At 44.5% G+C, this 24,741-nt stretch carries 24 protein-coding genes; 5 read left to right on the top strand and 19 right to left on the bottom strand.

The genetic code is table 11. The annotated features are described in order from the left end of the window. The first annotated feature begins 219 nt into the window (after positions 1 to 219). Positions 220 to 852, top strand: a complete 633-nt coding sequence (locus BK026_RS03980; RefSeq protein WP_071814643.1) for a DoxX family protein — start codon at positions 220 to 222, stop codon at positions 850 to 852. Positions 853 to 1,009: 157 nt separating this feature from the next. Continuing rightward, positions 1,010 to 1,561, top strand: coding sequence for an NAD(P)H nitroreductase (locus BK026_RS03985; RefSeq protein WP_071814644.1), 552 nt, complete (start codon positions 1,010 to 1,012; stop codon positions 1,559 to 1,561). A gap of 160 nt (positions 1,562 to 1,721) precedes the next feature. On the opposite strand, the gene BK026_RS03990 is transcribed toward BK026_RS03985, so the two are convergent. From BK026_RS03990 to BK026_RS04065, 16 genes are all read right to left on the bottom strand, one after another. Then, positions 1,722 to 2,561, bottom strand: coding sequence for a DUF2797 domain-containing protein (locus BK026_RS03990; RefSeq protein ID WP_083575144.1), 840 nt, complete (start codon positions 2,559 to 2,561; stop codon positions 1,722 to 1,724). 89 nt (positions 2,562 to 2,650) lie between these two features. Continuing rightward, positions 2,651 to 3,658, bottom strand: a complete 1,008-nt coding sequence (gene ansA / locus BK026_RS03995; protein WP_071814646.1) for an asparaginase — start codon at positions 3,656 to 3,658, stop codon at positions 2,651 to 2,653. A gap of 185 nt (positions 3,659 to 3,843) precedes the next feature. Next, positions 3,844 to 4,806, bottom strand: coding sequence for a lipoyl synthase (gene lipA / locus BK026_RS04000; RefSeq protein ID WP_071814647.1), 963 nt, complete (start codon positions 4,804 to 4,806; stop codon positions 3,844 to 3,846). Then, positions 4,799 to 5,452: a lipoyl(octanoyl) transferase LipB gene (lipB, locus tag BK026_RS04005; RefSeq protein ID WP_371264979.1), complete on the bottom strand. Its 654-nt coding sequence runs from the start codon at positions 5,450 to 5,452 to the stop codon at positions 4,799 to 4,801. Before lipB ends, lipA begins: the two co-directional genes overlap by 8 nt. Positions 5,453 to 5,470: 18 nt before the next feature. Next, positions 5,471 to 5,734, bottom strand: coding sequence for a DUF493 family protein YbeD (gene ybeD / locus BK026_RS04010; protein ID WP_071814649.1), 264 nt, complete (start codon positions 5,732 to 5,734; stop codon positions 5,471 to 5,473). Between the two features lie 101 nt (positions 5,735 to 5,835). Next, positions 5,836 to 7,020, bottom strand: coding sequence for a D-alanyl-D-alanine carboxypeptidase family protein (locus BK026_RS04015; RefSeq protein WP_143142079.1), 1,185 nt, complete (start codon positions 7,018 to 7,020; stop codon positions 5,836 to 5,838). Positions 7,021 to 7,334: 314 nt separating this feature from the next. Next, positions 7,335 to 8,225: a septal ring lytic transglycosylase RlpA family protein gene (locus BK026_RS04020; protein ID WP_071814650.1), complete on the bottom strand. Its 891-nt coding sequence runs from the start codon at positions 8,223 to 8,225 to the stop codon at positions 7,335 to 7,337. A 5-nt stretch (positions 8,226 to 8,230) separates the two neighbouring features. Next, positions 8,231 to 9,346 (bottom strand): rod shape-determining protein RodA, encoded by a 1,116-nt coding sequence (rodA, locus tag BK026_RS04025; protein WP_071814651.1) that lies wholly within the window; start codon positions 9,344 to 9,346, stop codon positions 8,231 to 8,233. Continuing rightward, complete coding sequence (gene mrdA, locus BK026_RS04030) at positions 9,343 to 11,259, bottom strand: penicillin-binding protein 2 (RefSeq protein WP_071814652.1); 1,917 nt, start codon at positions 11,257 to 11,259, stop codon at positions 9,343 to 9,345. The genes rodA and mrdA overlap by 4 nt, the downstream gene beginning before the upstream one ends. Before the next feature lie 31 nt (positions 11,260 to 11,290). Next, on the bottom strand, positions 11,291 to 11,761 hold the full coding sequence (gene rlmH / locus BK026_RS04035; protein WP_071814653.1) for a 23S rRNA (pseudouridine(1915)-N(3))-methyltransferase RlmH: 471 nt from the start codon (positions 11,759 to 11,761) through the stop codon (positions 11,291 to 11,293). A gap of 73 nt (positions 11,762 to 11,834) precedes the next feature. Continuing rightward, complete coding sequence (gene rsfS / locus BK026_RS04040) at positions 11,835 to 12,152, bottom strand: ribosome silencing factor (RefSeq protein WP_071817482.1); 318 nt, start codon at positions 12,150 to 12,152, stop codon at positions 11,835 to 11,837. Between the two features lie 16 nt (positions 12,153 to 12,168). Next, on the bottom strand, positions 12,169 to 12,888 hold the full coding sequence (nadD, locus tag BK026_RS04045; RefSeq protein WP_071814654.1) for a nicotinate (nicotinamide) nucleotide adenylyltransferase: 720 nt from the start codon (positions 12,886 to 12,888) through the stop codon (positions 12,169 to 12,171). Between the two features lie 16 nt (positions 12,889 to 12,904). After that, positions 12,905 to 13,933, bottom strand: a complete 1,029-nt coding sequence (gene holA, locus BK026_RS04050) for a DNA polymerase III subunit delta (protein ID WP_071814655.1) — start codon at positions 13,931 to 13,933, stop codon at positions 12,905 to 12,907. A 16-nt stretch (positions 13,934 to 13,949) separates the two neighbouring features. Then, positions 13,950 to 14,468, bottom strand: a complete 519-nt coding sequence (lptE, locus tag BK026_RS04055; RefSeq protein ID WP_071814656.1) for an LPS assembly lipoprotein LptE — start codon at positions 14,466 to 14,468, stop codon at positions 13,950 to 13,952. An 11-nt stretch (positions 14,469 to 14,479) separates the two neighbouring features. Further along, entirely contained in the window at positions 14,480 to 17,083 is a 2,604-nt protein-coding gene (leuS, locus tag BK026_RS04060; protein WP_071814657.1) for a leucine--tRNA ligase, read from the bottom strand. 311 nt (positions 17,084 to 17,394) lie between these two features. Then, on the bottom strand, positions 17,395 to 18,012 hold the full coding sequence (locus BK026_RS04065; RefSeq protein ID WP_071814658.1) for a hypothetical protein: 618 nt from the start codon (positions 18,010 to 18,012) through the stop codon (positions 17,395 to 17,397). Between the two features lie 468 nt (positions 18,013 to 18,480). Here BK026_RS04065 and BK026_RS04070 point away from each other — a divergent pair, with 468 nt between their 5' ends. Then, positions 18,481 to 20,877 (top strand): Lon protease family protein, encoded by a 2,397-nt coding sequence (locus tag BK026_RS04070; RefSeq protein ID WP_071814659.1) that lies wholly within the window; start codon positions 18,481 to 18,483, stop codon positions 20,875 to 20,877. Between the two features lie 56 nt (positions 20,878 to 20,933). On the opposite strand, the gene BK026_RS04075 is transcribed toward BK026_RS04070, so the two are convergent. Beyond that, positions 20,934 to 21,746, bottom strand: a complete 813-nt coding sequence (locus tag BK026_RS04075; RefSeq protein WP_071814660.1) for an RDD family protein — start codon at positions 21,744 to 21,746, stop codon at positions 20,934 to 20,936. Between the two features lie 273 nt (positions 21,747 to 22,019). Here BK026_RS04075 and BK026_RS04080 point away from each other — a divergent pair, with 273 nt between their 5' ends. Further along, complete coding sequence (locus BK026_RS04080; protein ID WP_071814661.1) at positions 22,020 to 22,724, top strand: hypothetical protein; 705 nt, start codon at positions 22,020 to 22,022, stop codon at positions 22,722 to 22,724. A gap of 59 nt (positions 22,725 to 22,783) precedes the next feature. Here BK026_RS04080 and BK026_RS04085 read toward each other — a convergent pair whose 3' ends face one another. Both BK026_RS04085 and yhbY read right to left on the bottom strand, forming a co-directional pair. Continuing rightward, the gene (locus BK026_RS04085) at positions 22,784 to 23,560 is read right to left on the bottom strand and encodes a 3-hydroxyacyl-CoA dehydrogenase (RefSeq protein WP_071814662.1); all 777 of its coding nucleotides are present in this window, start codon (positions 23,558 to 23,560) and stop codon (positions 22,784 to 22,786) included. Positions 23,561 to 23,663: 103 nt separating this feature from the next. Further along, entirely contained in the window at positions 23,664 to 23,957 is a 294-nt protein-coding gene (gene yhbY, locus BK026_RS04090; RefSeq protein WP_071814663.1) for a ribosome assembly RNA-binding protein YhbY, read from the bottom strand. Between the two features lie 95 nt (positions 23,958 to 24,052). On the opposite strand from yhbY, the gene rlmE reads away from it, so the two are divergent. Then, a complete protein-coding gene (gene rlmE, locus BK026_RS04095; RefSeq protein WP_071814664.1) occupies positions 24,053 to 24,682 on the top strand; it encodes a 23S rRNA (uridine(2552)-2'-O)-methyltransferase RlmE in 630 nt (209 codons plus the stop codon). The last annotated feature ends 59 nt before the right edge of the window (positions 24,683 to 24,741 follow it).

Here is a 24,741-nt window from a genome sequence, read left to right on the forward strand (position 1 = left end):
ACGGCAAAGAAATATGCCATTATGATTGATCTGATTTCAGCACTTGATTATGTCCTGTTGCTCACGGCTCGTTGCTGTCTGCGCTGCATACGCTAACATTCAACTTAAATGAATCACGTTTCACTATCACCCAATCGATGTTAGCTGCATCACAGAAAATGAAATTTTATTTAATGTTTCACGTTCTAGTAAATATCAAAACAAATCCAATGAATAATTATGAAAAAAATTTATACAAGATTGGTAACACAACTTACCCAATGTGATGGAATACCTCTACTACTGATACGTCTATATCTCGCGCCTGTGATGATTCAAGCCGGATGGAATAAAGCTGTAAACTTTAACAATATCGTTGAGTGGTTTGGTAACCCCGATTGGGGATTGGGACTACCACTGCCATTTATCATGGCAATTCTAGCGACGGCGGCTGAATTAATCGGGGGATTCTTTTTGCTTATTGGTTTGCTCACGCGACTGGTCAGTATTCCCTTAATCGTCACTATGGTTGTAGCGATGGTGACGGTGCACGCCGAACACGGATGGCTTGCCATTGCTGATGCATCCTCATGGCTTGCCGACGGTACATTATTGTTAAATGAAAACATTATGTCTGCGCCAGAAAAACTCGCCGCCGCAAAATCTATTCTTCAAGAACATGGGCATTACGAATGGCTAACTTCTAGCGGCAACTTTGTTGTGCTAAACAATGGTGTGGAATTTGCCGCTACCTATTTCATTATGCTACTAACCTTACTTGTTTTTGGTGGAGGGCGTTATGTAAGCGTTGACTTTTATGCACATCGATTGTTCAAAACTTCTAATAGCGATACACAAGAAAAAAATGAGTAAATTTAATGTTTTTTCAGCGTAACGATGAGTGGAAACAAAGTTTCATAAAACACCGTTTTATTACTGGTCTTTTTTATTCCTGAGCCGTAGGATCTTGCGTGCGGCCTGCAATTTGCGGTGGTCGCATACAATGATTTATTTGACAGTAGGACTGCAGATGGACGCACTAACACTATTACTTAATCGAAGCTCACAACCAAGGCTTCAATCACCGGCGCCAAGCGGTGATGCTTTAGAAAATATTATGCAGGCCGCGCTGCGAGCACCAGATCATGCTTGCCTTACACCGTGGCGTTTTATTGTGTGTACTGGGAAAGGGCTTGAAAAGCTTGGTGCACTGTATGAACAGTCTGCTATAAATAATGAGAAATCGCAGAAGGAAATCGAGCGTGCCGTTCAGCTACCTCATCGTGCTCCTATGATTATCGTAGCTATTGCCAAACACACTGAGCACGAAAAAGTACCACGTGTTGAACAAATTGCCTCTGCAAGCTGTGGTGTAATGGCTATGCAAATGGCGGCAGTGGCGCAAGGGTTTAACGGAATGTGGCGCACCGGCAGTTATGCACACTGCGAAACAGTAAGAAACGGTTTAGGATTAAGTGAAGACGATGAACTCGTAGGGTTTTTATACTTGGGCACGCCAGCATTTGAACCTGCGCCTAAGCCACAAAGAAACAGTGCTGATTATTTCGAGTTTTGGCAGTAGTGCTTAGCCATACTGGAGTGCCGTTTAAACAAAACGCCTTGTAAGCACTAAAGAAAAAGCCTCTCACATCGGGCTGTTGCTAGAAGCAGTGTATCAACAGCCCACAGTGATTATCTTAAAAGGCAACTATCGAAAAAGACAACTATCTGAAAACACGTGCCTAGAAAACCAAGTCTACATTGTAGCCAGCGAATTTTCTGATGTTAATTACCCGATCACCATCTAGCATCCAATACTGACCTTTAACGCCCTGCAACACGCCCTTAAATGACGGGTCCTTATCAAGGTTTAAAGACTTTATTTTCACCGGATATTCTTCAACAGGGTAGTGTATATCGTGTATTGGGGTAGTCACTTCTGAAACCGCCTGAAGCCCTTTTTCTTGTTTGAGGGCGTCTAAATCACTTTCAATCTTACTCATTAGTTCTTTTTTTACCTGCGCTAGGTCAACCTCATCAGGCTTGCCTTTGAGCATGGTGCGCCAATTGGTTTTATCGGCAATATGGTCTTTGCACAATGTTTCAACTAAACCACTTGTTAGTCTGTCTGGCACGCGTAACATCACCGTCGCCTGCGTGGCCCCTTGGTCCATCCATCGGGTAGACACGCCTTCGGTCACTTGCCGGGTAATGCCTACTTTCACTGTGCCGGTGTTTGCTAAGTAAACAAAGTGCTCACTAAAGCAATGTTCTTCTCCCCACTGCGGCTCTCTGCACGTGCCTTCGTGGTAATGGCACTTTTCGGGCTTGATAATACAACTGTCGCACTGAGCGAGAGAAATGAGGCAAGGGTAGCAGTAACCTTGGTTAAAACTTTTTTTGGTTTTTCGGTTACAGTGAACGCAGTTAATGTCGCCAGAAAAGGTAACAGATACTTCTTTACCGATAAGATCGTTGATATCTATCAGTGCATCGCCGATAGGAAGTGTGTACTGGACCTTGTTGTTTTCATCAGCTGAGGTACGCATTTTTTTAAGCATACCTGAATAGTTTGTCGTCACGTGTATAACCTTATTTTTCATACGTTTATGAGTTAGCTTGAAAGCTAAGTACGCTAGCCTAGCCCTGAGAAATAACGTTTAGAACAGGCTTAGTCGCTTAGTTCACCGCGTAAGTTTTGAGTCAGTAACTGGCACAGCTCATCAAAAGGCAAACCTTTGCTAAGCAAGTAATGTAGCTTCGCTAACGCCGCTTCGGGTGTCATGTCGCTTCCCGACAGTACGCCAACCTCTTGCAAGCCGTGTCCTGTGGCGTACCCCCCCATGTTTACGCGTCCGCGCATACATTGGGTACAATTCAAAACCGGAATTTCACGAGATTTGGCGTATTTTAACTGAGCAATAAGCTCGGGGTTCTGAGGCGCATTGCCCACGCCATAGCTAAGTAAAATAAGGGCATTCACTGGCTGCTGCAGGGTATTTTTAATTACCTCAGGTGCAATGCCTGGGTATAAACTCACCATGCCTATAGGCTGTGCTTTTACGTTCGATACCGTTAAAGCATTGCTTGGGCTTTCGGCTAGTTCACCCGCTTTAAGCCGAATGTTGATGCCGGCTTCTAACAAAGGAGGAAAGTTTGGAGAATCGAAAGCACTAAAGCCGTCTGCATCTACTTTTCGGCTTCGATTGCCCCGTAAAAGCCGGTTATTGAAGAATAGGCCTACTTCCGCAATGGGAAAGTTAGCTGCAACATATAAAGCGTTTAACAGGTTCACTTGGCCATCAGAGCGAAGTTCTGCCAATGGGATTTGGGAGCCTGTCACAATCACCGGCTTTGATAAGTCTTCCAGCATAAAGCTTAATGCAGACGCAGTGTAGGCCATTGTGTCTGTTCCATGAAGAATGATGAAACCATCATATTTATCATAGTTTTCGGCAATATCATCGGCGATACGCTGCCAGTCTGACGGGTCCATATCTGATGAATCGATAAGGTTATCGTACTCATGCAAAGTGAAAAGAGGCATTTCTGCGCGGTGAAACTCAGGCATCTTTGTAAGCGTGTCTGATAAGAAGCCTGCAGCGGGTACGTAGCCTTGCTTAGAGGGCTTCATACCAATTGTACCGCCCGTGTAGGCGATATATATATGTTTGCGCATGAAATAACCTTACCCTTAGTTTGGGATTGCTCTTTTAAAAAGGGGATAGCGTAATTTGTCGGGCATTCTAACAATACTCTTGGGTTTGTCACCCAGAAATACGAAGCTACAAAAAAAGCGGTGACTATCACCGCTTGTTTTTGTAAACACTTTTATAAGCGAAGGGCATAGCCTTTCGCTCGTAACTATTTAACTTCTTTACCTGCAGCTTGTTGGTCAGCGTGGTAGCTAGAACGAACCATTGGACCACATGCCGCGTGGGTGAAACCAATCTCTTTAGCATAGTCACCTAAAGCATCGAACTCTTTCGGGTGAACATAGCGTTTAACCGGATAGTGGTGACGGCTAGGCTGAAGATATTGACCCAAGGTCAGCATGTCTACATCATGAGCGCGCAAATCATCAAGTACACCTTGGATCTCTTCGTTTTCTTCACCCATACCCATCATCAGACCTGACTTTGTCATCACGTCCGGATGCTGTGCTTTAAACTTCTTCAGCAAATCTAACGACCACTGATAGTTTGCGCCGGGGCGACACTCGCGATACAAGCGTGGAATGGTTTCAAGGTTGTGGTTGAATACGTCCGGTACGCCATTTTTAAAAATCTCAAGCGCACGGTCCATACGTCCACGGAAGTCCGGGACTAGTACTTCAATGGTCGTTGATGGACTATGTTCGCGAATGGCGTTTATACAGTCTACGAAATGCTGAGCACCACCGTCTCGAAGGTCATCGCGGTCTACAGAAGTAATAACCACGTAACGTAGGTTCATTTCTGCGATAGTTTTAGCCAGTTTTTCTGGCTCTTCCGCACTTGGGGGAAGGGGTTTACCATGAGCCACATCACAGAAAGGGCAGCGACGGGTGCAAATATCACCCAAAATCATGAAGGTTGCAGTACCGTGATTGAAACATTCGGCAAGGTTTGGGCAGCTTGCTTCTTCACATACAGAATGAAGGTTGTTTTTGCGCAGGGTTTGCTTGATATGGTCAATCTTCTCGGTAGTACGAGGTAACTTAATTTTTATCCATTCAGGCTTGCGCAGCATTTCTTCCTTTTCTGTAGGAATAATGGTGACAGGTATGTGTTTTACTTTTTCATCATCGCGAAGTTTTACCCCCGCTTGAGGTCGTGCGTTACTCATCAAAACCTTCTTTGTATGTTGGCTGTGCAAGGGAAAGCGCTTCTAGTAACAATTGCGTTAATTCCTTGCCAGCGGTTTCAAGTGTCGTTGGACCATTAAGGCGCGCGGTATCGATCATTTCCATACCGGCGTAACCACATGGGTTGATACGCTGAAACGGTGATAGGTCCATATTAACATTTAAAGCCAAGCCGTGAAACGAGCAGCCATTACGTATTCTTAAACCAAGCGAGCACACTTTTTTCTCATCAACGTACACACCAGGCGCATCGGGCTTTGGGTAGGCTTTCACGTCATACTTGGCAAGTAGTCCGACCACTGCTTCTTCCATCGCGGTGACTAAATGACGAACACCAAGCTTTCTTCGCTTAATATTAAGCATAAGGTAAATGACTTGCTGACCCGGGCCGTGGTAGGTTACTTGCCCACCTCGGTCAACCTGTACTATCGGTATGTCACCAGGCATTAAAATATGCTCTGCTTTACCGGCTTGCCCTTGTGTAAACACGGCTTCGTGCTCAACCAGCCATATTTCGTCTTGTGTTTGTTGGTCGCGCTCATCAGTGAAGCGTTTCATCGCTTCAAAGATTGGTGCATAGGGCTGACGACCGAGTTGACGTACTATAACACCTTCTGTACTCGCCAATGTGGACTGCTCGTTCACTTAAAGTACAACCCTAACCAGCTCTAATTTAGCTAATTCAGTGTAAATAGTTTCCATGTGCTCTTTACTGGTAACGCGCACGCTGATTGACACCGAGTGGTAAGTACCTTTACTACTTGGCTTTACATTTGGCGAGTAGTCACCTGGAGCGTGCTGTTGAAGACAGCTAATTACCTGTTGGGGTAGGTCTTCATGGGCAACGCCCATCACTTTAAATGTTTGGTTTGTTGGAAAATCTAGTAATTCGTCGAAACGGGTATCCATGCGATATCCTTGGTACTTAAAATATCATATAAAAAAACGGCCAGATTGTAACAAATCTGGCCGCTTCACAACTAGCTTTTTAACGTTTTCAGTATTAACACCTACTCGTCGTCGAATCCTAGCTGAAGCATAATGTAGTCTTTAGCGCGATTAAAAAAGCTGCCTTCTTTTACTTCTTGAAGTGTTACCAACGGGTAACTCGCTACATCTTCACCGTCTAGCTGCAGGTACAGTTTTCCGACGACTTGGCCTTTTGCTAATGGCGCTTCTAGCTTGTCATCAAGTTCAAAATTAGCTTCTAAGTTAGCCGCTTGACCTCGTGGAATAGTAATGGGGGTAGATTGGTTAATTCCAAGGTCTACCGTTTCTCTGTCGCCCATATAGATACGGTGCGCAACAAAACTATGACCAGCTTGGTACGGTGTCAACGTTTCAAAAAAGCGGAAACCGTATTTTAGCAATTTCTTATTTTCAACTTTTCGAGCACGTTCGCTGTCGGTACCCATTACCACAGATATTAAGCGCATACCGCCTTGCTCTGCCGACGTGATCAGGCTGTATCCCGCGTCTGATGTGTGGCCAGTTTTAATACCATCTACATTTAAGCTTTTATCCCAAAGCAAGCTATTGCGGTTGTATTGCTTTATACCGTTGTACGTAAACTCTTTTTCACTGTAAATTTTGTACATTTCTGGCGTTTCAGCAATGAGCGCACGTGACAAAGTGGCCATATCGCGGGGGGTGGTATAGTGATCCGGATCATGGAGACCATGAGCGTTAACCCAGTTCGAACTTGTCATACCAAGTGATGCAGAGTGTGCATTCATCATGCTGGCAAAAGCAGACTCTGAACCCGCCACATGCTCTGCCATGGCAACACAGGCGTCGTTACCTGACTGCACGACAATACCGCGAAGAAGATCACGTACAGAAACTTGTGTACCAACTTCAATGAACATTTTTGACGAGTCTGGGAATTTCTTTGCCCACGCATTTTCAGAAATAGTTACTTCGTCATCTAAACTAATGTTGCCGGCCTGCAGCTCTTTCCCAATAACGTAAATCGTCATAATTTTAGTTAAACTTGCTGGTGCAAGCTGCATATCTGCATTCTTAGATGCAATAACGTGATTTGTTTCAAAATCGGTAAGTAAAAAACCCTCTGCTGCAACAGTAGGAGCAGGAGGCGTTACCACTGCCGCGTAAGCGGCCTGAAGTAAAGTGCCAAATACGATAAAGGCACATGTGAGAAAAGACGGTTTAGCGCGTTGAATTGTTGTTAGCATGGTTCTAATTTCTTTGACCGTTGTGTCCGTTTAAATGTAAAGCTTACTCAAAGGCGATAATGACCCCCTTTGAGCTACCCGACGTTAGCTTTTATAAATACAGCCTGTGAAATCTTAACGTAAGACTGAATTTAGATCCTAGCGATAAGACTAGGTTTTATCAAAAAAGTTTGATGGATAGTAGGGGATAGGCGAAGAAACCGTGATATTGCCTGTTAAATGACACAATATCGCCATATTGTTGTGCGTTTTGTGCGCGATGTGACACAGTATGAAAATCAACGCTGTAGTCAAAGCATTCTTTAACGTGGTTGTTAAAGTCGTTGCGTGACTGGATAAGCATTGGGGTACCCATTTTCTTTTAACTGTTCTAGAACTTCGGCAACGGTGGCACTATCAAAGATAGGACCCAGTTGAAGCTTGTATAGATTGTCACGAAGAGGAAGGTGCGCAGGAATTTGATATAGCGCAGAAAGTACATTCGAAATCGATTTTGCTTTATCAGCGTCTGATAGGGCGGCTACTTGTATAAAAATTGCTTCCTTTGCGGACACTTCTGGTTGTTCAGTTTCTGGAACGGCAGTTAACGTTTGTGGCCGTTCCACTGCGGCAATACCCAAGTATTCGTCGTAGCTTACGGTTGGTTTATTGCCAACTGTCACGTTGTTGCCTTCGTCAAAGTGGATAACCTCCAGCTTCACTTTCGCGGTGCCTTTATTGTGATAATCAAGCTTAACGGCAGCTGCATAAGACAAGTCTATAATTCGACCATCGTGAAATGGGCCTCGGTCGTTAACGCGAACAATGGCCTGCTTGTTGTTTTCCAAATTAGTCACGCGAACATAAGAAGGTAATGGCAGCGTTTTGTGTGCGGCGCTCATTGCAAACATATTGTATGTTTCACCATTAGACGTTAAGTGGCCGTGGAATTTTTGGCCGTACCAACTCGCATAGCCAATTTCTTCATACCCTTTACCGCTATTCATGGGAGTATAGTGTTTCCCAAGTACCTTGTAGGGCCTGCTGTTAAACATGCGGTATGCCTCGTATTTCGGCACAGCATCGAGGGTTTCTGGTACTTTGGATACGTGGTTTGGCGCAGAATCTTTTTCTTGCTTATAACGGCCTGAAGGAGGTGACTGACAACCGTTAAGCAGAAGTGCAATAGCACATATACAGAAAATTGTGGTTAACTGACCCAACATGCGGCTTACCTAGACATTAATCGTTTTTGCGTGGCAATAGACATAAGAATGCCAAACCCAGCCATTAATGTCACCATGGATGTGCCTCCATAACTCACCAAGGGGAGTGGGACGCCAACAACAGGGAGCAATCCTGAAACCATTCCCATGTTTACAAAAACATAAACAAAGAATGTCAACGTAATGCTGCCGCCTAGCAGTTTAGAATAGGCATCCTGTGCTCGGCTGGAAATGATAAGGCCGCGAAGAATGATAAAAATATAAATTGATAACAGCACCATAACGCCGGTTAACCCAAATTCTTCGCTATAGACTGAAAAAATGAAATCAGTATGACGTTCAGGTAAAAATTCGAGTTGAGACTGTGTTCCCTGCAACCAACCTTTTCCTTCAAGACCACCAGAACCGATGGCAATTTTAGATTGGATAATATGATAGCCAGAACCGAGGGGGTCACTTTCAGGATTCAGAAAAGTGAGTACCCGTTGCTTTTGATACTCCTTCATTAAAAAGAACCACATGACAGGTGCAAATGCCCCGCCTAAACCAATAAGAATAGAAATTAAACGCCAACTCATTCCAGATAGAAAAATGGCAAAAACTCCCGAACTAGCAATAAGCAAAGAGGTGCCCAGATCCGGTTGTTTGGCAATAAGTATGGTTGGGACTATCACCAGTACAAAACCAATTATAATGTTGGTTGTTGTGGGGGGTAGGGTGAACTTGCTGATATACCAAGCAACCATCATGGGAACGGCGAGTTTCATGAGCTCTGAAGGCTGGAAACGAATAAAACCTAAGTCGAGCCACCTTTGTGCACCTTTACCCATATCGCCAAAAAGTAATACGGCTATAAGCATTAATAGGCCTCCAACGAATGCATATACCGATAATCGACGATAAAACCCAGGTGGAAGTTGCGCAAGACCAAACATAACGACAAAACTAAGCCCTAAACGCGTGAATTGACGTTCCATTTGTCCCATGTCTTGTCCTGACGCTGAGTAAAGTGTGAAAAGCCCAACGCCACTTAATACAAGTAGCCCAAGTAGCATCCAACCGTCAATGTGAATACGCTGAAGCAAACTTATTTTGTTTGGGTTTATGGTTGTACGTTTCATTGAGAGGCTCTGACTATCGTATCGTCTACCGACGATGCATGGGTAGTTTGTTCAAACTCACGATCGCGGAAATAAAAATCCATAATTTGACGTGCTACAGGGGCTGCATTTTTACTACCACCTCCCACGTTTTCAAGTACAACAGTGACTGAAATTTCGGGAGCGTTAAATGGTGCGTAGCCAACATACATTGCATTGTCACGCAGCCGCTCATCAACTTTTTCCGCATCATATTTTTCATTTTGCCCTACGGTAAAAAGCTGAGCGGTGCCTGTTTTACCCGCAGAGTCGTAGAGTGTATCTGCAAACGCGTGGCGAGCGCCGCCCTCAGTGCCGCTTACCACGTCTCGCATGGCTTGCAGAATGACGTCTAAGTTTTCCTCGTTTTTAAATTCAATTGGGCGCAGCGTTTTCAGCGGGATCACGTCAACTGTGTTATCTGGCTTCATGAAGCCTCGAATGAGTTGTGGAACAAAACGTTCGCCTCTGTTAATTAATGCATTTACAGCATGATTTAATTGAATAGGCGTTGTTGTCCAATAGCTCTGACCAATACCTACTGGAATTGTATCCCCTATGTACCAAGGCTCATTGAAGCGGGCTTTTTTCCAGCCTCTGCTTGGCATGTTCGCATCAGACTCTTCGTATAAATCAATACCGGTGAAGTCACCAAAACCAAATTCATACATTGCCTCGCTAATCTTGTCGATACCGAGTTTGTAAGCGAGATCATAATAAAATGTATCGCAAGACACCTCTATTGCTTTTGATACATTAACGTCACCATGGCCCCATCTGCGCCAGTCTCTCCAAACGTGAGACACATTGGGTAGCGAATACTTTCCGTTGTCGGCAATACTGTATTGTGGTGTAATAATCCCTTCTTCTAAACCTAAAAGCCCTAAGTGAGGCTTAATTGTTGATGCTGGAGGATACTGCCCTTGGGTTGCGCGGTTTATTAACGGTCTGTCGGGCGAATTCAGGAGTGCTGAGTAATTGGTTCTACTGATGCCGTGAACAAAAAGGTTTGGATCGTAACTTGGGTTTGAATACAGCGCTAACACACCACCTGTTTTTACATCAGTGACAACAATGGCACCACGCATATCGGATATGATTCGCTGTGCTTCTAACTGCAACGCCATGTCTAAGTTCAAAACGATATCTTTTCCAGGGGTGGGCGGCTCTACGTTAAGTACGCGTATTATTCTACCTTGGTTATTCACCTCAACCTGCTGATATCCAACTTGGCCATGGAGCAATTCTTCGTGATATTTTTCAATACCCAGCTTTCCAATATCATGAGTAGCCGCATAGTTATCTTCCAAGCCGGCTTCAACAAGCTTTTGTAAATCGCGTTTGTTTATCCGCGCAACGTAGCCAAGGGCATGAGTGAGCGTGTCTTTGTAAGGATAATGTCGCGCAAGGCGAGCTTCCACACTCACACCGGGAAATTTATGTTTGTTCGCTGAAAATAGCGCAACATCTTCTTCACTTAACTGAGTGCGAAGTGCAATGGGTTTGAAGCGACGCGTTCCTTTAAGCGAGCTTTGAAAGCGTTCGAGCTCGTCGCTTGTTATTCCCATTAATTCAGTAAGTTCAACGAGAGTGTGTTGTACGTCATCCACTTGTTCAGGAATAATTTCTAAACTAAAAACGGGGCGGTTTTCAGCAAGCAGTACCCCGTTTCTATCATAGATAAGGCCTCGATTTGGCGCCACGGGCAGCACTTTTATCCGATTGCCGTTAGAGCGGGTTTGATAATCTTCGTATTGAGTAACTTGCAGAGAGTACAGATTGTTTAGAACAATCCCAAGCATCGCTATTACTATGATAAACGCAATAGACGCACGTCGTGCAAACAAATTTGCTTCGGCTGAATGGTCGCGAATGGTTTGACGTTTTCTTTGCATTTCCTTCCCTTGCTATAGCAATTTACTTTGCTTACTCGCGGTGATATGGATGGTTTTGCGTGACTGACCACGCTCGATACAAACTTTCCGTCAAAATAATACGCACTAGTGGATGGGGAAGCGTTAACGCAGACAATGACCACTTCTGTTCCGAGGCGGCAATGCACTCAGGAGCCAGTCCTTCTGGTCCGCCAATGAGTAGGCTAACGTCTCTGCCATCCATTTTCCATATATCAAGCTGTTTAGCGAGTGTAGGTGTATCCCAAGGTTTACCCGTTACCTCGAGTGTAACTATACGGTTTCCTTTTGGAATTGCCGCTAGCATTAACTCGCCTTCTTTTTCGAGTATGCGTTTAATATCCGCATTTTTACCCCGCTTTCCCGCGGGAATTTCAGTAAAGCTGACAGGCATATCGCTGGGGAATCGACGAAGAAACTCGTTAACGCCAGTGTTTACCCAATCAGGCATTTTTGTGCCTACTGCAACAATTTGTATACGCACACTCGTTCCTTTACAGCACTTGATACGGCGAGACAAAGCCCGCCACAAGCGTAATTACGGCTAAAAAACTAAACTAAGACCACAATTTCTCTAGTTGGTAGAAGTCTCGGGTTTCATCTTGCATCACGTGTAAAATTACGTCGCCAAAATCAACCAATACCCATTCTCCGGTTTCTTTTCCTTCAACGCTATTTGCTGCATGACCAGCAGCTTTGGCCTCTACCACAACATTTTCAGCAATTGACGAAACATGACGTTTTGAGTTTCCTGAACAAATAATCATGGTATCGGTTATGGTTGATTTACCACGCACGTCTAATTCAACGATGTCGCGTCCTTTCATATCGTCAATTTTGTCTTTTACAAATTGTTTGAGCTGTTGACTCTCCAAAGGTTTCCTCACTTACTTAACTTTTATAAAGTTCATTTTCTTTAATGTATTTACGAACACTATCTGGCACCCATTCATGAAGAAGCGGCATGTGACCATTATGTTCATCGAGTGTTGTATCTGAAAGCGTTGCGACTTCTCCGGTAGAGCCGAAAGCGTTGCGCAGCGCGGTAGATGAAATAGCGTAAAGTGGTGTGTCTAAAAGCAGTACACAACCGTTGGGCCTGTCGTGAATAGCATCGATGTCACACGTTGCGTGCTTATCTAACCACGCCTGAATTATAGGGGGAGGCGAAAAAGTCTCATCGTGTCTTCGCATTACCACTATATGGCAAAATGCTAATAACTGTTCCCACTCATACCATTTATGAAGATTATACAGGGAATCTGCGCCAATGAAAAAACAGATTGTATCACCCGATGCATCTTTTAAGGCTTTTAACGTTTTTACCGTATACGACGGAGAAGGAAGCTGGAGTTCTATGAGTTCAGGCTTTAGCCTTGGGTTATCATTACAGCAGAGTTGAACCATGTTTACACGATGCTGGTCGCTGACATTTACAGATTTGTGTGGGGCAAGTTTACATGGCATTAAATAAACGGTTTGAATGTTCAATGCATCTGCCGTGTTGAGCGCGCCATTAATATGACCAAGGTGAGGTGGGTTGAACGTGCCGCCTAGAATGGCCTTGCACTTAGTCTGACGATGGCTGCGGCTTTCTCTATGGTTGAACATAGTATTGATAAACTCGTTACGCTGATAAAAAAGGGATGCGCCGAAGGTCTGTTCCCAAAAACATCATACATAGATGACATAGCTCGACATAAGGTCGAGCGATGACGTTTTGCTTAAACGCATGGTCGGCTTTTGACAAAGCGTTTTGTATATCTTCAAGCTGTTCAAAGCATAGTCTGTGCAATGCATTTTGATAAAAAGCCTGTCGATTTCGCCAAATGCCAAATTTTTGCCATTGAATGGGGGCGCCGTCTTGCATGGCGACTTTTAATTTCCACAGCTGATCCCACTCTCGCATGAGTGCCCAAATAATAATATTGGGTTCAAGGCCTTCACTTTCTAGCCTGTAGAGCATTTTTATGCAGCGGTTAGCATCACCACTCAGCATAACGTCTATTAGTTGGAAAACGTTATAGCGCGACTGATCAACCATGGCTTGTTCAATTTGGGTTTCAGAAACAGTCTGAGAAGGGAAAAGCAACGCTAACTTGTCGATTTCTTGTTTTGCTGCAAGCATATTGCCTTCACAAAAGTCGCTAATCATCTTTACGCCAGCTGGCGAGATACTTAGACTATGCTTAACTAGCTGCTGATTAATCCATTGATTTAGTTGTTTACCTTCAAGAGGGTAACACAATATCGAAGCACCAATATCGTCGAGTACTTTGTACCATTTTCCCCGTTGGACATCTTTGCCTATTTTAGGCCCGTGAACCAACAGCAGAAGGTCGGGATTGAGCGACGCTGCAACTTCTTGAAGTACTTTGCTTCCTTCGGCCCCTGGCTTGCCTGTTGGTAGCTCTAGCTCAATAAACTGCTGACTTGAAAATAGCGACATGCTTTGCGTCGCTTCTATTAGACTTGCCCAAGAAAAGCCACTTTCAGCAACTAAAACCGTTCTTTCTTCAAACCCCAAAGTCTTGGCCTTTTGCCGTATTTGCTCGATGACCTCGAATTTCTGTTGAGGCTCATCACCGAATACCAAGTAACAAGGCCTTAAGTTTTTGTTTATGTCTTGAAAGAACTGGTTTGGGTAAATTTGCATAGACGGGTTAGCGCTATTAATTCGCGCTGGTCGCGGCGACAGCTTGGCTAGACAATCTGCGAATGATGATGTCGGCTGCTTCATCTCGCATTTCATCAAGCATTAATTCTAGTTCTCGAGATTTCGCCAACACTTGGTCGGGATCATCTTGATAGTCTCTTACTACCTCAAACTGTGCCATCAACGCTTCTTTATTAGGGAATTGTACGCGGTATCTTACGACATAAATAAGCTCATACTCCGCAACTTGCCCCGAAGGATAAACGGATAAAAGCTGTCTCTCTAGTTTCTCAGGAAGAAGATAAATATCAATTTTGTCGTTCACCGCTGAGTAGTCGTTGTCAACGGATGATAATCCATACACGTTTAATTGCTTTTTAAGCGCACGCGCGAGAGGCGCATGCGCTCGAGCGCTTTCAATTGCAACTGAATTAATATTCTGTGGCAGCGATGGGGCGCTGCGCAAGTGAAAGCCGCAGCCCAATAACCAGGAACTGCAAACTAAAACAGCTGCAAACTGAAAGAGCTTTTTCATTAAATGTTTACCTAGTTAGCTACAATGTTGACAAGCTTGCCAGGTACAACAATCACTTTACGAATGGTTTTACCTTCGATGAATTGCTGAACGTTTGGCTGTTCTTTCGCAGACGCCTCAATGCTCTCTTTGCTGGCATCAGCGGCGATGGTCATCTTAGCGCGTACCTTACCGTTAACCTGAACAATAATAAGCTTCTCGTCTTCAACCAACGCAGCTTTATCAGCCGTTGGCCAAGGCGCTGAATCGATATCTTCACTGTGACCTAGTACCTTCCAAAGCTCGTGAGCAATGTGCGGCGTAATAGGGTTAAGTAGCAACAAGACTGACTCACAGGCTTCGCGCATAATAGCGATGTCCTGCGCATTTTCTTGAGGCGCTTTTTGAAGGTGATTCAACAGCTCCATTACTGCTGCAATCGCGGTATTGAAGGTTTGGCGACGACCCAAGTCATCAGACACTTTCTCAATGGTTTTGTGTACTTCACGGCGAAGGGCCTGCTGCTCTTTCGACAGTGACTTGACATCAATCGCTTCTGGCGAGCCTTTTTCCACGTGCTCGGTAACAAGCTTCCAGATACGACGTAGGAAGCGGTTTGCACCTTCAACGCCAGAATCAACCCACTCTAGGGTTTGCTCTGGTGGCGCTGCAAACATAGTAAATAGACGGACTGTATCGGCACCGTACAGGTCGATAACTTCTTGCGGGTCGATACCGTTATTCTTCGACTTAGACATCTTGGTCATGCCGCCATGAATAACTTCTTCGCCATCTGCTGTCAGCCACGCTTTAACAATACGGCCTTTATCGTCTTTCTCTGTGCTTACTTCAGTAGGCGAGAACCAGGTTTTCTTACCAGACGCGTCTTCACGGTAGTAAGAGTCGGCTAATACCATGCCCTGACACAACAAACGCTTAAATGGCTCGTCTGAGTTTACCAAGCCTTCGTCGCGCAGTAATTTGTGGAAGAAACGCGAGTAAAGTAAGTGCAAGATAGCGTGCTCAATACCACCAATGTATTGATCTACCGGCAACCAGTAGTTTGCTGATGTCGGGTCAAGCATGGCGTCGTTGTTAGTAGCACAGGCATAGCGCGCGTAGTACCACGATGATTCCATAAAGGTATCAAAGGTGTCAGTTTCACGTAACGCGGCTTCGCCATTGTATGTGGTTTTTGCCCACTCAGGATCAGCTTTAATTGGCGAGGTTACGCCATTCATCTCTACGTCTTCAGGCAAAACAACCGGTAGTTGGTCAGCAGGAACCGGAACAGATTCACCGTTTTCCAAATTAAGCATTGGAATAGGTGCGCCCCAGTAGCGCTGACGGCTTACGCCCCAGTCACGAAGACGGTAATTTACTTTGCGCTTACCGCAGCCTTTGCTTTCAAGTTCATCGGCAATACCGTTAAACGCGGCATCGAACTCAAGACCGTCGAACTTACCTGAATTGATCAAGCTGCCTTTTTCAGTAAATGCAGAGGCGCTAAGGTCGCACTTATCTTCATCACCTGCGTTTGGCGCAATGACTTGTTGAATAGGTAGGTTGTATTTCGTCGCAAATTCCCAATCGCGCTGATCGTGGCCAGGAACAGCCATTACCGCGCCTGAACCGTAGTCCATCAACACGAAGTTAGCGACCCAAATTGGAAGCTTTTCACCGGTTAGTGGGTGAACAACTTCAAAACCAGTGGCAAAGCCTTTCTTCTCCATGGTTGCTAATTCAGCTTCAGCAACTTTGGTGTTTTTACATTCGTCGATAAAGGCCGCTAAATCTGGGTTCGATTTTGCTGCGAATTCTGCAAGAGGGTGCTGCGCAGCCACTGCAACGTAAGTAACGCCGTAGAAGGTATCTGGGCGCGTGGTATATACCGTCAAATCGGCAATGTCGTTAACCGCTGACGCTAAATCGAAGGTAATTTCAACACCTTCAGAGCGGCCAATCCAGTTTGCCTGCATGGCGCGTACTTGGTCAGGCCATTCTTCAAGCTGTTCTAAGTCTTGTAAAAGTTCTTCGGCGTAGTCCGTAATTTTAATAAACCACTGAGGGATCTCTTTTTGCTCAACCAGCGCACCAGAGCGCCATCCGCGACCGTCAATTACCTGCTCGTTAGCCAAAACAGTTTGGTCTACAGGGTCCCAGTTCACAGTAGAGTTCTTCTTGTAAACTAGGCCTTTTTCGTAAAGACGCGTGAAGAACCACTGTTCCCAGCGATAGTAATCTGATTTACATGTGGTCACTTCGCGATCCCAGTCGTAACCGAAACCCAACGAGCGAAGTTGGCTTTTCATGTAATCAATATTTGAGTATGTCCATTTCGCAGGTGCAGTGTTGTTGTTAATTGCTGCATTTTCAGCCGGAAGACCAAAAGCATCCCAACCCATAGGCTGCAATACATTTTTACCCTGCATGCGCTGGAAACGGCTGATTACGTCACCAATGGTGTAGTTACGCACGTGGCCCATGTGAAGTCGGCCACTAGGGTATGGGAACATAGACAGGCAGTAGAACTTTTCTTTTTCTACATCGTCATTTGCTTTAAACGATTGGTTTTCTTCCCAGTATTGCTGAACGCGTTGTTCAATGTCTTTCGGATTGTACTGATTATCGGCCATGAAACTTAGGCTTCCGCATTAAAAGTTAAAACGTTTATGGGGCGGCATAAGGCGAGTTTGCAAAAACGCCAACTAACCGCGCGTGGGATTTACCCACTTAACATACATATAGCCCAATAGAATAACCCAGCGCTAAGCCATGCCTCAATAGCTTAACACCGAACTTGGCAATATTTATTGTTGCTTGCTTGAAAAGTGAGCATTAATAATGCAGTTTAGGTCGTTTTAAGGCAACAACTCGCTAGGATTGCTTATTGACTTTTTCTTTTATGACTTAACATCTAGCAGATTGTTAGGCTCTAGCATTGGATTTAATTGTTGTCGCTAAATGCGGTTAGCGCATTTAGCTGCTGCGCCTGCACGTTATCAACCACGCGAACTAAATTGGCGGCGTCTTCGTTAGACGCTTTTTGGCCATTAAAGTGAATATTGCCTGAGGCGTGGTAGGTAAGGGTGACTTTAGTTTTCGGTTTGCGACCATCTTGTGTGTTTGCATCCGATGACGTGCTCGATGCTATTGTGCTGAATTCCCATGTCAGTGCACCTGACATACCCATTTCTTGGAGCGGGCCTAAGCCACCTGTCATCACCACTTTTTTGTTCGGTTCAACATAGCTTACCTGCATATGCGCTGCACTCGCCGTGTCTGTCGTTTCACAGAAACAGCCACCAGCCTGCTCATCTATGCGCAAAGCACCTTTCCACCATGTGTGGTCTTTCGGCCACCACATATCCACATGTTGAATAAAATGAGAGTACACGACCTCAACTGGCGCATAGCTTTCACTCTCATTGGTAATAGAAAACCCGGAGTTATCTGCGTAGTTAACGTCAGCCATACTTATTGAAGGAAATGCCGCACTCAGAACGGTTGCAAGGAAAGAGGAGGTGAGCATGAGGGATGCGTGAGTCTTAAATTTTTTTGTCATTGTTATTACCCTGTCTTTATTCATTGGTTATTGCGCGCGAAATTTGGCAGCGTCGGTAAAACGCATTTCGGTCTTTTCCACTTTATAAGGTAATTTAAAGCAGCGTGTGTTGCTACATACTTTATGCTTTGCCGTTGCAGGTTCCTTCAACGTATTGTCTTTACCGCCTTTCTCATGACGCTATGGTCTAACAACGGGGCAGAAACAAATACATCGGTAGAATTGAGGTAAGTTGCCTCGTTATTAAACGCGCTAGAGATTTAATTCAACAAGACATCTATAACCGCACTGTGTTAACCCTAGAAAGGCCAAAATACCCTTTAAGTTCTTACCAGTTTCTTCCTAACCTTTAAAAGATGGTTGTTTGTTGTGCGGTTGACGGTACAAAGCGGCCTTATTCAGGATAAGCGTTTGACACTAATGTTAATTAGGGTTTCACTTAAGTAAAGAAACAAAGATAGAACAGACATGTCTGTAGACAGTAAATTATACGCGTTAGATGTAGATGCGCTTTCACCTACCATAAATCGCCGAGCGATAAACAGTGCCTTAAAAGATGATGAGGCGCTAAATGCGACCTTCATTGGGCAAGAGCGTGCGCGTGAAGCACTTACATTTGGGTTAGGCATTAATACCAAGGGCTACAATCTTTATGTAATGGGCGAACCTGCCACGGGCCGCTTTACGCTAGTAAAAGATTACATTGAACGCCAAGTTGCTCAACTACCGGCGCCTGATGATTGTTGTTACATTAACAATTTTGACGAGGAGCGCGAGCCTGTTGCGTTAAAATTTCCTCCCGGCGGTGGAAAAGCATTTCACAAGGATATGGCTGCCCTTATCGACGATGTCTTAGACTCGCTGCCTATTGCCTTTGATAACCCAGGGTATCAGCGCCGTCGTGCCTCTATATCCAGAGAGTTCGAGCAAAAGTACGATGCGGCAATCGACGCGGTAGAACGTTACGCACAAGCGAATGAAGTTGCGCTGTACGAAGAAGGCGGCTCTATCACGTTTTCACCCATTGTTAACGGGAAGCCTATAAGCGATACCGAGTTTGCCTCGCTAACTGATGAGCAGCGGGAAGGGTTTTATACCCTCATCGACGAACTAGAAAATAGATTGAGTGAGAGCCTGTTAAGCCTTCCTACGTGGAAGCGCGAAAACTCGGAGCGCCTACGTGAGCTTGACAAAAAGACTGCAGAGCAGGGGATTAAACCGCTGCTAAAAGTGCTTGAGCACAAGTACGCATCTGAATTAGGGGTAATGAAGTACCTCAAGCAGCTAAAAACTGCATTGGTCAACGCCATCTTAGTTATTCACAGTGAAGAGCAAAAAGAAGAGAAGAGTGACGACTTTGATAAAAAGGTATTTTTAGAAGAGCAATTTCTTCCTAACGTTTTGGTGTCGAATAAACTCGATGACGCCGCTCCTGTTATTTATGAGCCGAACCCTACTTATCAAAATTTGTTTGGCAAAATAGAGTACACCAACATTCACGGCAGCGTTTTCACTAACTATCGTATGATCCAGCCCGGTGCATTACACCGTGCAAATGGCGGTTATTTGTTATTGGATGTTGACCAACTTATTGAGCAACCTTTCGTGTGGGATACCCTAAAGCTTGCCATTAAGTCACAACGCTTACGCATGGACTTACCTCAGCAAGACGTGGGTATGGTGAATAACATTACGCTAAATCCGCAGCCTATAGACCTAAATGTGAAAATAGTTTTGTTAGGCTCTCGGGACCTGTACTACACGCTGCAAGATTACGATGACGAGTTTGATGAACTGTTTAGAGTGTTGGTGGATTTTGATTTGGAAATTCCCGTCACCAGGCAGGCGCTTTTTGATTTTGTGGGCAAAGTACGAGCGCATCTTATTCAGCTAGGACTTAACGGTATTACCGCTAACGCGATGTGCAGGCTAGTAGAATACTCGTTAAGAATGGCCGAACACAAAGAAAAGCTATCTGCGCATTTTGCTGAAGTTATCGAACTGGTTAATGAAGCCTATTATTTCTGCCAAAAATCTAATGCCGACACGCTAGAACTTGATCATTTAAAAACAGCATTAAGCGCGAAGAAACGTCGCACCGGCCGCGTCAGTCAAACACTATTAAACGATATAAAAGAAGGGCACGTGCTTATTGCTACTGAAGGTAAAGCAGTAGGAAAAGTAAACGGGTTAACGGTATTGGATATTGGTGACACCGCCTTTGGTACACCGGCGCGCATTACATCTACTGTATTTGCTGGGGCAAGCGGTGTAGTTGATATTGAACGTGAAGTTGAGCTTGGACAGCCTATTCACTCAAAAGGTGTTATGTTGCTTAACGGCTACTTAGGTAACAAGTATGCCCAGCACTTTCCTTTAACCTTATCGGCAAATATTGCACTAGAGCAGTCATACGGACATATTGATGGTGATAGTGCGTCCCTTGGAGAATTAGTTGCGCTTATCTCTGCGTTAACTGAAATCCCTTGCTTACAAACCTTGGCCATTACGGGTTCTATAAACCAATACGGTGAAGTGCAGGCCGTTGGCGGTGTTAACGAGAAAATAGAAGGCTTTTTCGACTTGTGTCAACATCGCGGCCTAACCGGTACACAGGGCGTTATTATTCCTAAATCGAATGCGATTAATTTGGTATTAGACGCCACCGTTATCGACGCTGTGAAAAAAGGACTGTTTCATATTTACACCGTTGAAACCGTTGATGATGCGTTAACGATTTTGATGGAACAGGAAGCGGGTAAAATAAGCAGTAAGGGGCGTTACCCTAAAAACTCTATTAACTACCATGCCGTGAACCGTTTATATAATATTGCGCTTATTGTGAACGGTGGTGACGGCGAATAGCAGGATAAATTACAGCGCGCTCTTTGTGCTTAAGCGCGCTTTTTATATACAGTAGTTTATAAACGGGTACTGATAACTAAGGTTTCTGATATTTTATCTTGGATGGCTTGGCGGTTAGGATCCCAACAAATTTGCATAAATCCCAGCAACCCTGTTGCTAAACCTGCGCCATAACCACCGTAACGTCCAAAGCTCTCCCATAGCGACAGGCCAGAACCATCAAGCTTGAGCACTTGAATGTTCAACAAACGTTTACCAGGCGTTTTTCCATTAAACCAAGCAGTAAACACGCTGTAATAAAGTGCAGCCCATCCAAAGCCTAAGCCAAGCTCTGTAATAAACCCTTTTACCCATGCCACAATACTGTACGAATTTGTGGTTGCTTCTGAGGCAGTTGCTTGGACATTTTCTTTTGGTGTATCTGTGACATCTGGGCTATCGTCTGTATCATTTAAATTATGCACGACAGTGTCGTCACTGCTGTAATTAACCTCGGTCGCAATTTCCACGGTCAGTAACACCGTCCAAAACAGCATAAATGCGCCACCTACGCGTAAAAATGAACGCGTCGTTTTTCGCTGGCTGTTGTTGGCCAGGTTATGACTGGCCTTATAGAATGTCATTGTAGCGATAATTGCTAAAAATAAAGCGTTAAGCGAGCTAAGAATAGCAACTAGAAGTAAGTCGATGCACTGCGCTACACCTCTTTGAAAAGGGGTTGCAAGACGCTTACCTAATAGCGAATCCGCCACGCCAAACGCGTATGGCGTGACTACATCCTTAGTCTCAACGGTATTTTTATCTGCTGTATTGGTGTTTACATCATCACTAACAGATGATGTTTCAATAGGTTGATGAGGGTACGACATGTGACAGCCACTTTTTATTTTGATAACGCTACTTTACACAGTGAGCCACATTATCATAACTATTATATTTTTAGGGTAAATGCTGGATAAAAAGCCATGGAAGATACAGTGTAATACGTTCAATAGTCGGAATATTTTTCTTTCAAAGAAAAGGTTAATTTACACAGGATTTGACTAAGTTATTGATTTTTATGGGCGGCATTGAGTTTGCAGTGCTAACAGTGTTTACATTGTATATGAATGGAAATCAATGATGCCTTTAAGGAGGGTAGAATGTTTAACTCAAAACGAACTATTACCGCAACGTTAATTACAACAGCAATGATGGGCACCCCCGCAATAGCAAATACTGCACCTGCCACCACCAAACAAGCAGCGGTGCAAGCTTCTGTAAAGACGATGCAGCCAGTGTCAAGGATGTCAGTTTCTCAAAATACGTGGATCACTCTAACGGGGGAAGTGACCGCGGTCGACTCTCAATTCTTTACGCTTGATTATGGTGACGGAGAGGTTTTTGTTGAGCTTAGTCAAACAAAGCTTGATCCAAAAGCTTATGCGGAGATAGACGGAAAAGAGGTTATGGTAACGGCGCAATTAGACGAGGGCATGATGTCTAACGAAAGACTTGTTGCCCATAGCGTGATTGCCGAAGATGCAGATACGGTGTACATGGCAGATACTGTCGATCAGGCATCTGCAGACTTATTCATGAGTACAGCTGGTAGTATTGATTTCGACGATGCCGAGATGATCATTGTGGGTACCGTTGAAACCATTGGGAGAGAAGCCGTTCAGGTGAAAGTAGGCGATGCTATGCTTACGGTAGAACTTGACGAGTTAGAAGATGCTCCTGTTGATAGTGATGGTTATTTGACCCTCACTGAGGGAGAGCGCGTGAGGATCACGGGCGAGCTCGAAGAAGATTTCTTTAATCGGTTTACTGTAGAAGCCGATTCGTTGATGAAAATGAAAAGTTAAAAAAGAAAGTGAATAAAAAACCGCCGTGATGGCGGTTTTTTTAATGGGTTATTTATGGGTTATTTAGGAGGCATTCGAAGGCCGCCGTCTAAGCGGATTGTCTCACCATTAAGGTAACTGTTATTTGCCATATGTATAACTAATTTAGCAAACTCTTCAGGCAGGCCAAGGCGCTTAGGAAACTGTACGTTGGCAGAAAGGGCGTCTTGCACCTTTTCGGGCATTGCAAGCAGCATTGGTGTACCCATTACGCCTGGCGCTATGGTGTTAACCCGAATGCCCAACGGTGCAAGGTCTCGCGCCATTGGGAGGGTTAGGCCGATAATTCCGCCTTTACTTGCGGCATAAGCGGTTTGCCCTATTTGACCTTCATAACCTGCAACTGAAGCAGTATTGATAATAAGACCGCGTTCACCTTCTTCGTTGATAGGTGACTGCTTAGCCATAGCTGCTGCAACCAAACGTGACACGTTAAAGCTGCCCACCAAGTTAATATCGATTGTTTTTTGAAAATCGCCAAGCGGGGCAGGGTTTCCTTCTTTATCAAGTAAACGTTTTGCGGGTGCGATGCCTGCGCAGTTAACCACTAATGAGATAGCCCCAAACCTTTCGGTTGTCGCTTCTATAGCCGCTTGAACAGAGGCTTCATCGCGCACGTCTACTTTTGAGAAAAGTGTATTGTTGCCGCCTAGCTCTTCTACACGCTTTGCGCCAAGCTCTTCATTTAAGTCGAAAAGGCTGACGTTAGCGCCTGCATCTCTAAGTGCGATGGCAGTAGCGTGACCAAGCCCTGAGCAGCCGCCAGTCACAATGGCAGTAAGATTATTTAGCGTCATAGTTTTCCCTTAAAACCCGTGTTTTCACTATTATTAATATGATGTTAACGGGAAGTAAGAAGAAAAACTATGGTGCCGAGGGGGATCGGCACCTTTTATTCAGTTATTTTGGCAACTGAATTTTACAGTCTTCGCTTTGACGATAAATAATTAGCGTGTGCCCAATTACCTGAAGTTTAATTGCGTTGGTTTCGCGAACGATAGCGTCCATGATGAGCGCTTTTTCTTCGCGATCATCCGTTGGCACCTTAACTTTAATTAATTCGTGGTGGCTAAGTGCGTTGTCAATTTCGGCAACCACACCTTCTGTCAGGCCGTTCCCACCTAGCTGCACAACAGGTTTTAAAGGGTGTGCAAGACCTTTTAGGAATTGTTTCTGTTTATTTGAAAGTTTCATGAAGTAATATTTCTTACAATTAATCTGTTAGTTTATGCTTGAAATAACGTATTCTAACGCCATCTTCTCTACAATCCTAATGACATTGTATTGGAATGACAAAAAAGAAACACTCCGCCAGCAGTAAACGCTGGCTACAAGAACACGTTAACGACCATTATGTGCAAAAAGCAAATAAGGAAGGTTGGCGCTCGCGAGCAATCTATAAACTGGAAGAAATTCAGAAGAAAGATAAGCTTATTAAACCAGGAATGACGCTTGTAGACCTTGGTGCCGCACCGGGTGGTTGGTCACAACTTGCTGCTCAGCTTGTTGGCGATAATGGGCAAGTTATCGCGTGCGATATCTTACCTATGGACCCGATTGTCGGCGTTGACTTCTTACAAGGTGATTTCAGAGAAGACTTGGTTCTCGATGCACTATTGAACAGAATCGGTGGGAACACCGTAGATATAGTGTTGTCTGATATGGCACCGAACCTTGCAGGTAACGCTTCGGTTGACCAATCTCGTTCTATGTACCTTTGTGAACTAGCACTAGATATGTGTCACCAAGTCTTAAAACCTGGCGGCTCTTTTGTAATAAAGGTGTTTCAAGGTGAAGGGTTTGTTGAGTTCATGAACGCACTTAAACAGTCTTTCACTACAATCAAGACACGTAAACCTGATTCGTCGAGATCGCGTTCTCGAGAGGTCTATTTGGTGGCTTGTGGGTATAAAGTGTAGTACGCTTTGGTATAAGCGGTTTTCGTTGCGGACTGTGTTGTTTATTGAATGACCAAGTC

Origin of the sequence: Alteromonas sp. V450 (assembly GCF_001885075.1) — a bacterium.
In the GTDB taxonomy this organism is placed as follows: Bacteria; Pseudomonadota; Gammaproteobacteria; order Enterobacterales; family Alteromonadaceae; genus Alteromonas.

What these genes read in the sequence shown, in the direction of transcription:
- BK026_RS03980 (WP_071814643.1), top strand. Translation starts at nt 220, where the DNA reads ATGAAAAAAATTTATACAAGATTGGTAACACAACTTACCCAATGTGAT.
- BK026_RS03985 (WP_071814644.1), top strand. Translation starts at nt 1,010, where the DNA reads ATGGACGCACTAACACTATTACTTAATCGAAGCTCACAACCAAGGCTT.
- ansA (WP_071814646.1), bottom strand. Translation starts at nt 3,658, where the DNA reads ATGCGCAAACATATATATATCGCCTACACGGGCGGTACAATTGGTATG.
- lipA (WP_071814647.1), bottom strand. Translation starts at nt 4,806, where the DNA reads ATGAGTAACGCACGACCTCAAGCGGGGGTAAAACTTCGCGATGATGAA.
- ybeD (WP_071814649.1), bottom strand. Translation starts at nt 5,734, where the DNA reads ATGGATACCCGTTTCGACGAATTACTAGATTTTCCAACAAACCAAACA.
- BK026_RS04015 (WP_143142079.1), bottom strand. Translation starts at nt 7,020, where the DNA reads ATGCTAACAACAATTCAACGCGCTAAACCGTCTTTTCTCACATGTGCC.
- BK026_RS04020 (WP_071814650.1), bottom strand. Translation starts at nt 8,225, where the DNA reads ATGTTGGGTCAGTTAACCACAATTTTCTGTATATGTGCTATTGCACTT.
- rodA (WP_071814651.1), bottom strand. Translation starts at nt 9,346, where the DNA reads ATGAAACGTACAACCATAAACCCAAACAAAATAAGTTTGCTTCAGCGT.
- mrdA (WP_071814652.1), bottom strand. Translation starts at nt 11,259, where the DNA reads ATGCAAAGAAAACGTCAAACCATTCGCGACCATTCAGCCGAAGCAAAT.
- nadD (WP_071814654.1), bottom strand. Translation starts at nt 12,888, where the DNA reads ATGTTCAACCATAGAGAAAGCCGCAGCCATCGTCAGACTAAGTGCAAG.
- holA (WP_071814655.1), bottom strand. Translation starts at nt 13,933, where the DNA reads ATGCAAATTTACCCAAACCAGTTCTTTCAAGACATAAACAAAAACTTA.
- lptE (WP_071814656.1), bottom strand. Translation starts at nt 14,468, where the DNA reads ATGAAAAAGCTCTTTCAGTTTGCAGCTGTTTTAGTTTGCAGTTCCTGG.
- leuS (WP_071814657.1), bottom strand. Translation starts at nt 17,083, where the DNA reads ATGGCCGATAATCAGTACAATCCGAAAGACATTGAACAACGCGTTCAG.
- BK026_RS04065 (WP_071814658.1), bottom strand. Translation starts at nt 18,012, where the DNA reads ATGACAAAAAAATTTAAGACTCACGCATCCCTCATGCTCACCTCCTCT.
- BK026_RS04070 (WP_071814659.1), top strand. Translation starts at nt 18,481, where the DNA reads ATGTCTGTAGACAGTAAATTATACGCGTTAGATGTAGATGCGCTTTCA.
- BK026_RS04075 (WP_071814660.1), bottom strand. Translation starts at nt 21,746, where the DNA reads ATGTCGTACCCTCATCAACCTATTGAAACATCATCTGTTAGTGATGAT.
- BK026_RS04080 (WP_071814661.1), top strand. Translation starts at nt 22,020, where the DNA reads ATGTTTAACTCAAAACGAACTATTACCGCAACGTTAATTACAACAGCA.
- BK026_RS04085 (WP_071814662.1), bottom strand. Translation starts at nt 23,560, where the DNA reads ATGACGCTAAATAATCTTACTGCCATTGTGACTGGCGGCTGCTCAGGG.
- yhbY (WP_071814663.1), bottom strand. Translation starts at nt 23,957, where the DNA reads ATGAAACTTTCAAATAAACAGAAACAATTCCTAAAAGGTCTTGCACAC.
- rlmE (WP_071814664.1), top strand. Translation starts at nt 24,053, where the DNA reads ATGACAAAAAAGAAACACTCCGCCAGCAGTAAACGCTGGCTACAAGAA.